This is a genomic window from Pseudofrankia sp. EUN1h (assembly GCF_001854645.1).
Taxonomy (GTDB): Bacteria; Actinomycetota; Actinomycetes; order Frankiales; family Frankiaceae; genus Pseudofrankia; species Pseudofrankia saprophytica.
In genome coordinates this window covers 132,895-147,087 of sequence record NZ_MBLN01000002.1, presented here as the reverse complement: position 1 = coordinate 147,087, position 14,193 = coordinate 132,895, and the positions used below count along the sequence as shown (strand labels likewise).

Below are 14,193 nucleotides of genomic sequence, written 5' to 3'. Positions count from 1 at the left end.
AAGCAGCCCGAACGGGCCGTCCTGGCGGGCCTGTGTGGATCTTTGGTCCGTCAGCCGACGACTCGCAGCCAGAGCCAGGAGGCGGTTGGCAGGGAAGCGGCCTGGATGGGCTCGAGCTTGACGGTGGCACCGCCGGGGTGGGCGAACAGCCGGGTGCCATCGCCGAGGAGGATCGGGGCGACGAAGACGAGGATCTCGTCGACGTGGCCGGCCTCGAGACACTGACGGGCGACGTCGGCGCCCAGGACGTTGACGTAGCCGTCGCCGGCCGCCTCCTTGGCCGCGGCCACGGCGCGACCGAGATCGTCGACGAAGGTGACACCCGGGACCGGGGTGGCCGGGGGGCGGTGAGTGAGCACGACCTGCGGCCCCTGCCAGGCGCCCTGGAAGGCGCCTTCCTTGTCGGTGCCGCGGTTCGGGTCGTCGCCGTCGAACGTGCGCCGGCCGGCGAGGATCACCTTGATCCTGCTGACCAGGTCGTCGATGAACGGATCCTCGACGAGGAACTCCGCCAGCCACGACATGTCGCCACCAGGCCCCGCGATGAAACCGTCCAGCGACATCGTGGCCGAGTACAGCACCTTCGCCATGATCCACCTCCGTCGACAACCGCTTTGCCGACAGAATCCGGCCCAACCGGACGCCGCCGCCTCCAGTATCGAAGGCTACGGCACCGCGGAACTCTGAATTCGCCGTATATCTCATCGTCGTCGCCTTGGTTCTTTCTTCTCCGCGCGGTCCCGCTCGGGCCGTGCAGTCGGGGATAGTTGTGCACCACCCCTTTCGGGGCCTGTGAGAGGCCCACTACTCTGCGCCCCCGCAGACATATGAGAACTCACCTTTGCGCCCCACTCGTCCAGGGCGGCGGCGCGACACGAGAGGATTCATGTCCACCTCGGCGTCATCTGAGGACGATGTCAGCCCGACGCTGTTCGCCCGGCTGCTGTCGGAGGCGGGCCTGTCGGACACCCGTTTCGCCCGCCAGGTCAATCTCCGTGCCCGTCGCCAGCGACGGGTGGAGCTCGGGCTGTCGCGTTCGACGGTCGGGCACTGGCGGCGCGGAATGCGCCCCCGCAATCCCATGGTCGCCGAGCTGGCGGCCGCCGAGATTTCCGCGGCGATGGGCTACCCGATCACACCCGCAGATTTCGGCTGGCGAGGCGAACAGCGCACACGTCACGATCTCGAGCTGAGCATCGCCGGCTCGCCACAGGAGACCCTCGGTATCCTCGCCGGGCTGTCTGGCCGGGACGTCCATCGGGGCGGCCTGTTACCCGAGATCCCGGCGTTCACGGCCACCGCGTTCGCGCAGCCAGCGCTGTCGAGTCTCACCGGGATCGTCGCCCGCGTCGAGCAGGCGTCGCCCTCCTCTCCTGACCGAGGCCAGGATCCCTTGGACCGAGGCCAGGACCGGGCTCGAGATTCCGGCGATCCCACGACCAGCGCGGCCATGATCAGAGAGGTGACCGCGTCCTTCCGAAAGCTGGACGCCCGGCTGGGCAGCCGGGAAATCCGTTCCCACGCTGTGACCTTCCTGCACGACCGTCTCCGGGCCGTGAAGAACGGGCCGACGAGCGCCGATCTGTGCGGCGCCTTCGGTGACCTCGCCCAGTTCAGCGGATGGTTGTCCCAGGAGTGTGAGCACCAAGCGCTGGCGCAGCGCTACTACATCCAGGCGCTCGGCCTCGCCGAACATGCGGGCGACGCGATRCTGGCCGGACGGGTGCTGGCGGCGATGAGCGACCAGACCGCCTGGCTCGGGCACCCGCGGCAGAGCCTCGCCTTGGCGATCACCGCGCTCGATCGCGCCGGGCCGGCGGCCACGCCGCTGGTGGCGGCTATGTTGCACGACAAGCACGCTTGGGCGTTGGCCCGGACGGGTGACGAAGGTGGCTGCATGGCCGCCCTGCGGGAGCTGGAAAAGGCTGTCAGCCGTGCGACGCCCGGCGACGGGCCGGTGTGGGCCAGCCACTACAACGCCGGTGACGTGGCCGAATGCCAGGGCCATTGTCTCAGGCTGCTCGGACGACCGGCGCAGGCCGAGCGGTCGCTCGTGGAATCCAGGGCGTTACAGGACCCGGCGCGTGTCCGTAGCCGTGCCTATGGTGAGGCCGATCTGGCGCTGGCATTCCTGCAACGGCCGGCGCCGGACCTGGAGGGCGCGCTGGAGGCCGCCTACCACGCCGTCACGCTGGCGTCTGGCCTCTCCTCGGCCCGCATCACCGCGAAGCTGCGGGAGCTGGACAACGCGTTCGCCGAACACCGGACGTTGGCCACCCAGAGATGGCGGCGCGCGGCGGCGCCTTTGTTGGCGGGCGGTCGGCACCGGCAAGCGGCGAAACCGGTGCCTGCCGGTGCCGACCTCAGTTCGACAGCACCAAAATGACGCGGCGTCCGAAGGCGGTGACTTGAGATCCGGAGTCGGAAGCGGAAGATCGCACATGGTGACCCGTTTCACCTACGGCGCATTTTGTCCGCGGCGAGGGAGGGGGACGAGGATGCGTTCAGGAATTTTTATCGGAACGTCCACCCCAGGTTGTTGCGTGACCTGCGAGCCCTCTCCGCCGATGACGCCGACGACGCCGAGATAACGGCGGCGGCGGCCAGGATGTGGCCACGGATCATCGGGTCCCTGGACACGTTCCGGGCGGACGCGCTCGGTGGCCTGGCCGCCCCGGCTCCGCCCGGCGAGCTTGCCGGCGAGAGCGCCGCGGTGCTCGCCTTCCGGGGATCCCGCCGCGCGGTCGTGCCGCTGTCCCGCGCGGCCGTGCCATCGCGCACATCCGTCGTGCGCAGGCTGGTCGCGGTCAAGACCGCGGCCGCCATCTCGCTCGCCGCCATTGGCGGTGTCGCGGCGGCGACCGGCGCCGTACCGGCCCCGTTCGGCGGCGACGGAACCCATGCGACCAGCACCCCGCCCGTCCGGTCGCCGGAACCGAACGCCTTAGCCGCCACCGGCGGACCGGGAATGCCTCCCGGGTACGGTCCAGGCGCTGGCACACCAGCCACCCCCCTGGGGGGCCCGGTCTGCAGCGCGTATGACGGCACCGCCAGGGGTGGTCCCTCCCCGATCGCCGCCGCCGGTGGCCCGCAGTACGTGAGCACCTCCTGCGCCGGGCTGGCCGGCCAGCAGCCGGAACCCACATCGCCCCCGGCCCCATCCGCGACGCCACGCAAGCACGGCAGCGACAGCGACAGCGACAGCCCAGGCCACCCGGCCGGCAAGCCCAGCGAGCTGCCTGGCACCCCCGGCAAGTCACCGGAGAAGCCCGATGCGGGTAAGCCTGGCCACGCGCCCGAGAATTCTGGCGGGGGTAAGCCCAGTCGGGCACCCGAAAACCCCGCCCCGGGCAAACCCAGCCAGGCACCCGAAAACGCCGCCCCAGGCAAACCCAGCCAGGCACCCGAAAACGCCGCCCCAGGCAAACCCAGCCAGGCACCCGAAAACGCCGCCCCAGGCAAACCCAGCCAGGCACCCGAAAACGCCGCCCCAGGCAAACCCAGCCAGCCGGGCGGCGGACCTGCGCAGTCTCCGGGCAGCCCCAACGCCGGCGCACCCGGCAGGCCGGACGGCGGACCGGATCAGGGCAAACCCAGCCAGCCCGCCAGCGTGGGGGGACCCTCCGACGATGGATCCCGCAACGGAGCCGGCGGTGGACCTGGCCAGGCGCCCAACAGCGGCCCGGACCGCAACCCGGGGAACTCGCTGGGGCGGTAGAAAGCCGACATCGGCGCCAAGGGCGTTGTCGACAACCGCTTCGCACCGGATGTCGGCGCGGCCCGCCGGCGCACCCGCCTCCATGAGACTGTTCGCCACGACTGAACTCATCGCACGTCCGGAGCGGGAACGGGCCAGCCGGCGGCCGGTCAGCCCTCAGCCGGTCGGTTGGGCGGTGCCGCCGAAGTAGCTCTCCTCGATGAGCTCGGGGTGGGCGGCCAGGTGAGCGGCGTCCTCATGGAGGGCGATGCGGCCGCGGTCCAGGACGTAGGCCCGGTCGGCGACCCGCAGCGCGAGCGAGACGTGCTGCTCGACGAGCAGCACCCCCAGGCCCGTCTCGTCCGCGACCCGGCGCAGCGCCGCGAGCAGCGGCGGCACGATGCCGGGCGCCAGGCCGAAGGAGAACTCGTCGACCAGCAGCAGCGCGGGCCGGCGGACCAGCGCGAGGGCGAGCGCGAGCTGCTGGCGCTCGCCGCCCGAGAGCGCGCCGGCCGGCCGGCCGAGCAGCGCGCGCAACGCCGGGAACAGGTCGAGAACGGCCGCGATCCGATCCCCGGCCCGCTGGGCGCCGATAGACGGGGTGGCATCGGCGGAGCGGGTGCGCTCGCCGTCGGAGGGGCCGACGCCGGCCGAAGCGCCAGTGCCCTTGGCGGGGCCGGCCGCGGCGTCGGGGACGGGCCAGCCCGCCCCGGCGGCGCCGCGCGGCGCGGGATGGCGGACGGCCAGCCGCAGGTTCTCCCGGACGGTCAGGGTCGGGACCGAGCCGTGTCCCTGCGGCACGACGGCGAGGCCTCGCCTGGCGAGTTTGTCGGGAGCCGCGCGCCGGGTGGGCGCGCCAAGCAGGGTCACCGTGCCGGCGACCGGGGGCAGCAACCCGGAGATCATGCGGATGAGCGTCGTCTTGCCGGCCCCGTTCGGGCCGAGCAGCGCGACGATCTCCCCGGGGCTGACGGTGAGCGAGACGTCGCGCACCACTGGTGCCCCGGCAGGGGCAGCGCCGCCCGCGATCGCGAGCACGCCGCGTCGCCGCCCGCCGTAGCGCCCGACGACCCGGTCGACGTCCAGCAGCACGGGCGGCAGCGCCCGCGCCGCGGCCGAGCCTGGCCTGGCGGGCGTGGTGTCACCGCTGGCCGCCGGCTGGCGGGGCCGCGGCGGGGCGGGCGTGTCCGCGCCGTCCGACCCGGTGCCGAGGTAGGCGGTCCGCACGGCGGGGTGCACCCGGACCCGCTCGGGCGGGCCCTGGGCGACCACCCGCCCGCCGTCGAGCACGACCACCTCGTCGCAGACGGAGAAGACGAGCTCGACGTCGTGGTCGATGAGTAGCACACCTATGCCGGCGGCGGCGAGCGCGCGCAGGCGGGTGGACAGGGTCGCTCGTCCCGGCGCGTCGAGGCCGGCGGCCGGCTCGTCGAGCAGCACCGCTCGCGGCCTGCCGGCGAGTGCCCGGCCGAACGCGAGCGCCGCGCGCTCGTCGTGGGTCAACGTGTCCGGCAGGCGGTTGGCCACGGCGGCGAGCTCGACCCCGCCGCGCCCCGCCCGGGCGATCCCGTCGGTGATCGCCGCGCCGATGGCCAGCGGCCCGGTGGCCGGGCCGATGGTGATCGGCCCGGTCGTGGCCGGGCCGACGGTGGCGGAGACCGCGGACGCCAGCTGTGAGGACGCGGCCGAGGAGGTCGGTCCGCCCGCGGCGGCACCGCCGGCGACGGCCAGGTTCTCGGAGACGGACAGGTCCTCGAACAGCTCCAACGACTGGAACGTGCGGGCCAGGCCGCGCCGGAACCGCTCGTGCGGCGGCAGCGACTCGATCCGGGCGCCGTCGAGCAGTATCGACCCGTCGGTGTCGGATCCAGGCACGAAGCCGGTGATCGCATCGATCAGGGTGGTCTTGCCGGCGCCGTTCGGGCCGATCAGGCCGATGATCGTGCCGGCCGGCACGACGAACGACACGTCGTCGACGACGGTCACACGCCCGTACCGGACGGTCAGGCCATCGACGGCGAGCCCGCGCTCGGGTGCCACCAGCGCGCCCATGTTCGGCAGCGATCCGCTCATCGGGCGTCTCCCTCCGGCGTCGCCCCACCGGTCACACCGGTCCCGGGCCGCCGATCGCCCGGCGCACTCGGCTCCCCCGCGGGGACCGCGGGGACCGCGCCGGCCGGCGGGTCCGGTCGTCTCAATGGACCCGTCCAGCTGCCCGGTCTCCGCGGGGCGGGGCCGCCGCGCGCCCCGCCCGACCGGGCGCCGCCGCGGCCGGCCCGGTGCGCACCGGCGACAGCGGGCGTCGCCGGGCGCCGGTAGGCGAGCCCCGCGGGCCGCAGCACCGCGAACACCACGACGGCGAGCCCGCAGATCAGCGACTGGTAGGTGCCCAGGCCGGCCACGTCGTCGAGCGCGGTGAACAGCAGCCCGCCCGGCACCAGCAGCCCGGCGGCCAGCGCGCCGGACACCGTCGTCACCCCGCCGACCGCGACGACGGCCAGGAAGAACAGCGACGCGGTGACGCCGAACGAGTCAAAGGAGAGTGTGCCCTGGCCGTAGCCGATGAGGCAGCCCCCCAGGCCGGCGATCCCGGCCGAGATCCCGAAGGCGAGGACCTTGGTGCGCCGGACGTCGACGCCGGCCGCCGACGCGGCGCGCTCGTTGGCCCGGACGGCGAGCATCTGCCGCCCGAACCGGGAGCCGCGCAGCCGGACGACGCCGTAGCAGCAGGCGGCCAGCACGACCAGCGACAGCAGCCCGTACTGCACGCGGGGGAAGCCCCGACCGGCGACACCGAAGTCAAGGCCGAACACCTTCGGCGCCGGCACCTTGGAACCGGCGAGCCCACCCGTGATGAGTGGGTTGGCGAACACCGCCTCCTGGATCGCGACGCCGGCGGCAAGCGTGATCACCGCGAGGTCGATGCCGCGTACCCGGCGGGCGACGAATCCCAGCAGCAGGCCGACGGCGGCGGCCACCGCCGTGGCGAGCAGCGGCGCGACCGGGAACGGGATGTGCAGGCTGCGCTGCAGGCGGGCGAGCAGGAAGCCGGCGACGCCGGCGATCGACATCTGCGCGAGCGAGAGCTGGCCGACGTAGCCGACCAGGACGACGAACGACAGGCAGACGACCGCGCCGGCGAGGCTGCGCTCCAGGCCGAGCCGGTAGGTGCCCTGCAGGAGGAACAGCGCGCCGACCCCGACGGCGACGCCGACGAGCAGCGTGAGCGCCGACCGGCGCGCGCCGATCGGCGCGCGCCGATCGGCGGGCTGACCGGTGGCAGCCGGGCGGTGGCCGCGGCGGCCGAGACCCGGCCCGGCACCAGCTGCCCGCGCGAGACGGCGACCCCGATGAGCAGCAGCAGCGGCAGCAGCGCGCGCAGGCCCGGCTGGTCGAGCCAGCTCACGTCCCGCTGGACCTGCAGCAGCGCCGACTGGGCCATGCCGAGCGCGAGCGCGCCCGCCACGGTCGCGCCGAACGACGACAGGCCACCGAGCAGCGCCGCCGCGAGCGCGGGCACGACGAACAGCGAGTACGTCGTCGGGTTGAGGGCCGAGACCGGCGCGATCAGGATGCCGGCCGCCGCCGCCAGCACCGCGGCCACCACCCAGTTCGCGGCGGCGATCAGCTCGGTGCGGTAGCCCCACAGCGCCACCGTGTCCGCGTCGGCGGCTACGGCCCGGGTGGCGAGCCCGAACCGGGTCCAGCGGGAGACCGCCCACAGCACCAGCCCGGCGGCGACCGCGAGCGCGGCGAGCAGCAGCCGGTCGCTGGGGACCGTCGTGCCGAACACCTTGACGGGCTTCTGGGTCAGCACCGGATCGAGGAACCGGCTGTCCGTACCCGACGACCCGGAGACGAACTGGATCACGGCCACCGCCTGCAGCGCGATCATCAGCCCGACGGCGGCCACGACGGCGGTCATCGGCGGCGCGGAGCGCAATGGCCGGAACACCAGCAGATAAGCGATGAGCCCGAACAGCCCGGCGAGCGCCAGCGAGACGGTGAACGCGAGGGTGAATGACGGGTGGTCGGTCAGATGAATTCGTGGTGGCACGCCGACGATGGGAAAGACGATGTCGCCGACCTCACGCAGCTCGGCGTACTGGTACGTCGCGTACATGGCGAAGGCACCATGCGCGACGTTGACCACGCCAGATGCCCGATAGGTCAGCACAAGACCGAGCCCGAGTGCTGCGTACACGGCCCCGGTGCCAAGCCCGAGAACCAACGCGGCTAGATACGTGGACACACCAGTCCCCAAGCTCGACTCGACCGCGCCCGGCTGCCGACGGGAGTGTAGCTTCCTGGGCGTGATCCGTTTTGCGCGTGTTCTCGCGGCTGGCTGCGTAGCGCTGGTGATGGTTCTCGCCGGGTGTACGAGCGAACGCGGAGGGGGTTCGTCGGACGGCGGGACGAACGGCACGCCCGCGGCCCAGCCGACCGGGGCACCCCTGCTGCTCGGCTACGTGACCCAGGAGAACAGCGCGGTCGGCTCGTTCCCGGAGACCCGGATCGCCGCGCAGGCGGCCGCCGCGTACGCGAACTCGGACCTGAACGGGGTCAAGGGCCGGCCGATCAAGCTGGTGACCTGCGCGACGAACGGCTCGCCCGAGTCGTCGCAGGACTGCGCGAACAAGCTCGTCTCGCAGCACCCGGTCGCCGTCGTAGGCGGGATCGACGTCGGCGCCGAGGCGGCGATGGACGTCTACAAGAACGCCGGCATCCCGTACGTGAGCGGCTCACCGCAGCTCAACGGGGAGCTCAACTCGACGAACTCGTTCTCGCTGACCGGCGGCACCGCGGCCGAGCTGCTCGGCATCACCGACTACCTCACGTCGGTGAAGAAGGTCCACAGCGTGCACGCGCTGTACGTCGACCTGTCCGGGCTGCTCTCCATCGCGATCGACTACTCGAAGCGGATTCTGAACAAAAAGGGTGTGACGGACGTCACACTCACGTCGGAGAAGGCTGACGCCGCCGACTTCGCCCCGGCGCTCAGCAACGCGGCCAAGGGCAACCCCGACGCGATCGTCGTCGTGTTCCAGGCGCAGGCCTGCGCCCGCATCGTCCAGGCGGCGAGCGCGCTCAACATCAAGACACCGATGTACCTGATCGGTTCCTGCGCGAGCCCCGCCGTCGCCAGGGCGGCCGGCGGGCACACCGACAACCTGGTGTTCGCCTCCGGCTACGTGCCGGCGACCGACGGGGACAAGGACGCCGCCGCGGCTGCGTTCGCCAAGCGGGTGCCGGCCGAGCAGCGGACGTCCGGTTCGGAGGGCTCGTTCTCGGCGGTGCTGGTGGTCCGCAACCTGCTCGAGACCCTGCCGGACCCGACGCCGGCGGCGCTGACCACCACGCTGCGGGCGACCACGGAGTACCCGAACGTCATGGCGCACCCGTTCACCTGCGACGGCAAGCAGATCGTGATCCTGCCGTCGATCTGCAACTCCGCCGTGCGCCTGCTCACCTGGAACGGCAACGGCTTCACCGACCTCACCGGGAACTGGATAGACGGCCGCAAGCTCGTCGACCTCGTCAGCTGACACCCGAGCCCGACCCCAGCCCGACCCCAGCCCGCGCCCTTCGGCCTGACACCCGAGCCCGCGGGCCTTCGCCCGAACGAACCCGTACCCGCTTGTCCCTCGGCGGCCTGGCCCTGGTGGGCCAGGCCGCCGAGTCGTTCGGCGCGCACCCGGCCGATGAATCGTCTGGCTGCGGTTGCCTTTTCGTCGCGTTAGGCTGGCTGCTGACCAGGGAGGACGGAACCATCGCCGCCGAGAAGGTCACGCCGCGCCAGTACGACCGCTGGCCGGAGGACCACCGTGCCGACGTCGAGATCGCTGACGGCCGAGCCGTCGCGACCGCCGTCCCGTCAGCCCGGCGCCGAAGAGCGGCGCGGCTCATCGCGAACGCCCTGGACGCCGCCGGCGGGTCCGAGTGGAACGCGGACGTCGCCGTCGAGATACGGCTGACCGAGGCGCCGCTGACGGTCCGCCGCCCGGATGTCGTCGTCTACCGCGCCGACGCGCTCGACGCCGCCCCAATGCACGCGGACCAGGTGCTGTGCGTCGTCGAGCTGGTCTCTAGCAACTCCCTGGCGACCGGCCGGATCGTCGGCGTGCACCGTTACGCCCAGGCCGGCATCGGCCACTACTGGCGGATCGAGTGGTCGGCCACCGGGGTTCCCGTCGCCTGCGCCTACGACCTCGACCCCGCGTCGCAGGTCTACCAGGAGCACGCCATCCAGAGCGGGCTGGTGCACGTCACCACCCCGTTCCCGGTGACGATCAATCTGACCCAGCTGTCCTAGCGCCGCACCCAGCACCCGACCCCCGGCACCTCTCACGCAGCGCGAGCGCCGGCGCCCGGCGCCCGGCGCCCGGGAGGCTGGCGCTGGAACGCGACGTGCCATCGACTGATTGGTTGATGGGCCTATCAACCGGCCCGCGGCCGATGACGGCCGGACGGTTGATCCACAACGGGGGCCGATGGCGGCAGGGTTTGAGCCATGGCTGGTTCAGGCTCCACCACGATCGAGGTAGACGGCCTCGAGAAGCGTTACGGCGACCGCGAGGTGCTGCGCGGAGTGTCGTTCAGCGTGCGGCAGGGTGAGATCTTCGGCGTCCTCGGGCCCAACGGCGCCGGCAAGACGACGACGGTAGAGATCATCGAAGGGCTGCGCAGGCAGGACGGGGGCACGGTCCGCGTCCTCGGGCTGGACCCGTGGGCGGACCGGCGGACGCTCACGCCCCAGCTCGGCGTCCAGCTGCAGGAGAGCGAACTGCCCGCGCGGATGACCGTCGACGAGGCGCTGGCGCTGCAGGCCGCGTTCTACGACGCCCCGGTCGACACCGCCGCGCTGCGCGACGAGCTCGGCCTCACCGAGGTGCGCCGGACCCGGTTCGGCAAGCTGTCCGGCGGGCAGCGCCAACGCCTCTCGCTCGCGCTCGCGCTGGTCGGCGACCCGCGGATAGCGGTGCTCGACGAGCTGACCACGGGCGTCGACCCGCACGGCCGGCGCGACGTGTGGGACCTCGTCGAGCGGATCCGCGAACGCGGCGTGACGATCCTGCTCGTCACGCATCTGCTCGAGGAGGCCGAGCGGCTCTGCGACCGGGTCGCGGTGCTCGACGCCGGCCGGGTCGTCGCCCTCGACACCCCGGCCGGGCTGGTCCGCGCCGCCGAGGGCACGTCAACGATCCGGTTCCGGCCGTCCGCGGCGATCGACGACGCCCTCCTCACCGCCATTCCCGAGGTCGCCACGGTGACCCACGCCGGGCCGACCGTCCGGGTGACCGGCAAGGGCGAGCTGGTGCACGCCGTGGTCGCCGTGCTCGCCCGCCACCAGATCGTCGCCCAGGACCTGCGCATCGAGCAGGCCACGCTGGACGACGCCTACCTGTCGCTGACCAGGTCGCCGGCCCCGGAACCCACGGGCGCGGGCGAGACCACGCCCCAGGCGCAGGCGCAGGTCGAGGGAAGCACCGCCGACGACGAAACGAGGAGGTCCTGATGTCCCGGATGGCGTTCGGAGCGCTGACGCGCAGCGAGGCACGACTGGCGCTGCGCGACCCCGGCACGACGCTGTTCGGCGTCGGCCTGCCTGTCGTGCTCGTCGTGATCCTCGGCTGCGTCCCGTCCTTCCGCGAGCCCAGCGCCGATCTCGACGGAGCGCGGGTCATCGACCTCTACCTCCCGATCACGATCGTCATGGTCGTCGCGCTGCTGGGGCTGAGCCTGACGCCGGGGACCCTGGCGAGGTACCGGGAGAAGGGGGTGCTCAAGCGGCTCGCGACCACGCCGGCGAGCCCCGCGCTGCTGCTGGCGGCGCAGGGTGCCGTGATCGCGGTCATCGCGGTCGTCGTCGCGGCGCTGCTCCACGTGGTCGGCGCGGCCGCGTTCCACGTGCCCGCGCCGGAACAGCCCGTCGGCTACGTGCTGGYGCTCCTGCTGACGATCGCGACCCTCATCGCGCTCGGCCTGCTGATCGCGTCCGTGGCGCCGAGCGGCGGGGTCGCGAACGGCATCGGGGTCGGGCTTTTCTACCCGCTGATGTTCTTCGCCGGGCTGTGGGTGCCCCGAGAGGCGATGCCGCACCTGCTCGTGCGCATCGGGGACGCGACCCCTCTCGGAGCGGCCGTCGGCGCGTTGCAGGACTCGATGTCCGGGTCGTGGCCGAGCGCGGCGCACGTCGGGGTGATGGCCGCCTACATCGTGCTGTGCGGTATCGGCGCGGCCCGCTGGTTCCGCTGGACGTGAGAACCTGTCGGGGCTGTTGTCCCCGATCGGCGTGAATTCGGGAGACGGGTGCCAGCCCGGAAGATCGGAATCGGGAAAGAGGTGTCACATGTCCGGCTCGACCGGCTCGACCGGCTCGTCCGCCCCGACCGGCCCGTCGGACGGGTCGACAGTGCCCGGTCCGCCCGGCGCGCCCGTCCCGCGGGAGGCTCCGGCTGGCCTGGGCGTCCTCACCGAGCCCTGGGAGTCACGGGAGCTGCGCGCCTACCGGATCATCCCGTATGTCGGGCTGGTCGTCTCGGCCCTGCTGACCTGCCTGGTGCCGCTCCAGGCAGGCTGGTCGCACCGGGCGGTGGATCTCGGCCTGTCCGCCGTCGCCGCGGCCTGGATGGTGTGGTTCCGTACCGCGCATCCGGCCTGGGTCAGCAGGCGACGGCTGATGACCGGCTACCTGGTCGTCCTGCTGGCGTTGATCGCGGTTCTGGTCGTCAGGTCGCCCTGGTTCGGTTTCTTCGCCTTCACGGGCTACCTGGAGTCGACCGCGTTGCTGGTCGGGTGGTGGCGGCTGGCCGGCGCGGCGGTGACCGCCCTGATCGCGGCGACGTCGCAGGTCGGCGGGGTGCCGACGACCTGGGGCTACCTCGTGCTCTACCTGGTCGTCGTCATCTTCAACGTCGGCGTGGCCGGCACCATGACCTGGTTCGCCGTCGTCGCCAACGAGCAGAGGGAGGCTCGCGGACGCGCGATCGCGGAGCTCGGCGACGCCAACCGACGGCTGCAGGCCGCGCTGACCGAGAACGCCGGCCTGCACGCTCAGCTCGTGGTCCAGGCCCGAGAGGCCGGCATCCTGGACGAACGGGCCCGGCTTGCCCGGGAGATCCACGACACCCTGGCGCAGGGACTGACCGGGATCATCACCCAGCTGCAGGCCGCCGAGCAGGCCGGGGCACGCGGGCGACACATATCAACCGCGCTGCGGCTGGCCCGCGAAAGCCTGACCGAGGCTCGCCGGTCGGTGCAGGCGCTGCGCCCCGCCGAGCTCGCCGAGGCTGCGCTGCCCGACGCGCTGGCAGACGTCGCGGCCCGGTGGACGCAGGCGAACGGGGTGCCGGTCGAGGTGTCGGCCACCGGGCTGGTCGTCGCGCTGCACCCGGAGGTGGAGGCGACGGTGCTGCGGGTAGTCCAGGAGTCGCTGGCCAACGTCGCCAAGCACGCGGCCGCCAACCGGGTGGGGCTCACGCTGTCCTACATGTCCGACGTGGTGACCGTCGACATCCGCGACGACGGCGTCGGCTTCGACACCGACGAGGCCGGCCCCGGCCAGGCCGAGGGCGGTGGGGACACGCGTGGCGGCGGGTTCGGGCTGGCTGCGATGCGCCAACGGGTCGCCCGGCTTGCCGGCGGCTTCAGCGTCGAGTCGGAGCCGGGCGCGGGCACCGCGGTGTCCGCGGCACTTCCGGCGATCCCCGCGCCGCGCGGCGACGCCGAGACGCTGGGAGCCGAGACGGTAGGAGCCGAGATCGTGGGAGCCGGGATGGTCGAGACAACCGCGTGGGCCGTCGATGCCTGAGCCGTCTCCTCCCGGCCGCGAGGAGCAGGGCGACCACCCGGTGCGGGTGCTGCTCGTCGACGACCACCCCGTGGTGCGCGACGGGTTGCGCGGCATGTTCGCCGACACCCCGTCGATCGAGGTGGTCGGCGAGGCCGGTGACGGCGCCGCCGCCGTCCGGCTCGYCGGGGCGCTGCGACCGGACGTGGTGCTCATGGACCTGCGGATGCCGCGGCTCGACGGGGTCAGCGCGATCACCGCGCTGCGCGACGCGGGCAGCGAGGCCCGGGTGCTGGTCCTGACGACGTATGACACCGACAGCGACGTGGTCCCGGCGATCGAGGCGGGTGCCACCGGCTACCTGCTCAAGGACGCGCCTCGCGACGACCTGATCCGCGCCGTGCGCGCGGCCGCCCGAGGCGAGGCGGTGCTCTCACCGTCGGTCGCGACCAGGCTGCTCGGCCAGATGCGCGCCGCGCCGGCGCCGACCCGCGACCCCCTGAGCACCCGCGAGCTGGAGATCCTGGCGATCGTGGCCCGCGGCGCCACGAACCGGGAGGTCGCCCGGAAGCTGTTCATCAGCGAGGCGACGGTGAAGACCCACCTGCTACACATCTACGCCAAGCTGGACGTGAACGACCGGGCGGCCGCCGTCGCCGAGGCGTTCGGCAGGGGACTGCTGCCCACCCGCCGCCCGGGCTGAGCG

Annotated in this window: 11 protein-coding genes and 1 pseudogene; 8 read left to right on the top strand and 4 right to left on the bottom strand. The window is 72.9% G+C overall.

Going from position 1 to position 14,193, the window contains the following annotated elements:
- Nucleotides 1-50: 50 nt before the first annotated feature.
- A complete protein-coding gene (locus BCD49_RS01215; protein WP_007514453.1) occupies nucleotides 51-590 on the bottom strand; it encodes a dihydrofolate reductase family protein in 540 nt (179 codons plus the stop codon).
- 491 nt (nucleotides 591-1,081) lie between these two features.
- Here BCD49_RS01215 and BCD49_RS01210 point away from each other — a divergent pair, with 491 nt between their 5' ends.
- Complete coding sequence (locus BCD49_RS01210) at nucleotides 1,082-2,386, top strand: transcriptional regulator (RefSeq protein WP_335341667.1); 1,305 nt, start codon at nucleotides 1,082-1,084, stop codon at nucleotides 2,384-2,386.
- 153 nt (nucleotides 2,387-2,539) lie between these two features.
- Nucleotides 2,540-3,718, top strand: coding sequence for a hypothetical protein (locus tag BCD49_RS43050; protein WP_131803352.1), 1,179 nt, complete (start codon nucleotides 2,540-2,542; stop codon nucleotides 3,716-3,718).
- Nucleotides 3,719-3,874: 156 nt separating this feature from the next.
- Here the strand turns inward: BCD49_RS43050 and BCD49_RS01200 are convergent, their stop codons facing one another.
- From BCD49_RS01200 to BCD49_RS44680, 3 genes and pseudogenes are all read right to left on the bottom strand, one after another.
- Nucleotides 3,875-5,770: an ATP-binding cassette domain-containing protein gene (locus BCD49_RS01200; protein WP_007514459.1), complete on the bottom strand. Its 1,896-nt coding sequence runs from the start codon at nucleotides 5,768-5,770 to the stop codon at nucleotides 3,875-3,877.
- Nucleotides 5,767-6,804 carry a branched-chain amino acid ABC transporter permease gene (locus BCD49_RS44685; protein WP_241832238.1) on the bottom strand — a complete coding sequence of 346 codons (1,038 nt, stop codon included), beginning with the start codon at nucleotides 6,802-6,804 and terminating at the stop codon, nucleotides 5,767-5,769. Before BCD49_RS44685 ends, BCD49_RS01200 begins: the two co-directional genes overlap by 4 nt.
- Nucleotides 6,805-7,100: 296 nt before the next feature.
- Nucleotides 7,101-7,874 (bottom strand): annotated as a pseudogene (locus BCD49_RS44680) (ABC transporter permease subunit); the annotation flags it as partial.
- Between the two features lie 136 nt (nucleotides 7,875-8,010).
- On the opposite strand from BCD49_RS44680, the gene BCD49_RS01190 reads away from it, so the two are divergent.
- The 6 genes from BCD49_RS01190 (at nucleotide 8,011) to BCD49_RS01165 (ending at nucleotide 14,190) form a co-directional block, all read left to right on the top strand.
- Nucleotides 8,011-9,243 carry an ABC transporter substrate-binding protein gene (locus BCD49_RS01190; protein ID WP_035924255.1) on the top strand — a complete coding sequence of 411 codons (1,233 nt, stop codon included), beginning with the start codon at nucleotides 8,011-8,013 and terminating at the stop codon, nucleotides 9,241-9,243.
- 92 nt (nucleotides 9,244-9,335) lie between these two features.
- Nucleotides 9,336-10,010: a Uma2 family endonuclease gene (locus BCD49_RS01185; RefSeq protein WP_232793897.1), complete on the top strand. Its 675-nt coding sequence runs from the start codon at nucleotides 9,336-9,338 to the stop codon at nucleotides 10,008-10,010.
- A 198-nt stretch (nucleotides 10,011-10,208) separates the two neighbouring features.
- Nucleotides 10,209-11,213 (top strand): ABC transporter ATP-binding protein, encoded by a 1,005-nt coding sequence (locus BCD49_RS01180; protein WP_007516783.1) that lies wholly within the window; start codon nucleotides 10,209-10,211, stop codon nucleotides 11,211-11,213.
- Entirely contained in the window at nucleotides 11,213-11,959 is a 747-nt protein-coding gene (locus BCD49_RS01175) for an ABC transporter permease (protein WP_071041024.1), read from the top strand. The genes BCD49_RS01180 and BCD49_RS01175 overlap by 1 nt, the downstream gene beginning before the upstream one ends.
- Nucleotides 11,960-12,047: 88 nt before the next feature.
- Nucleotides 12,048-13,508 (top strand): sensor histidine kinase, encoded by a 1,461-nt coding sequence (locus BCD49_RS01170; RefSeq protein WP_007516780.1) that lies wholly within the window; start codon nucleotides 12,048-12,050, stop codon nucleotides 13,506-13,508.
- Complete coding sequence (locus BCD49_RS01165) at nucleotides 13,501-14,190, top strand: response regulator (RefSeq protein WP_071041022.1); 690 nt, start codon at nucleotides 13,501-13,503, stop codon at nucleotides 14,188-14,190. Before BCD49_RS01170 ends, BCD49_RS01165 begins: the two co-directional genes overlap by 8 nt.
- Nucleotides 14,191-14,193: the final 3 nt, after the last annotated feature.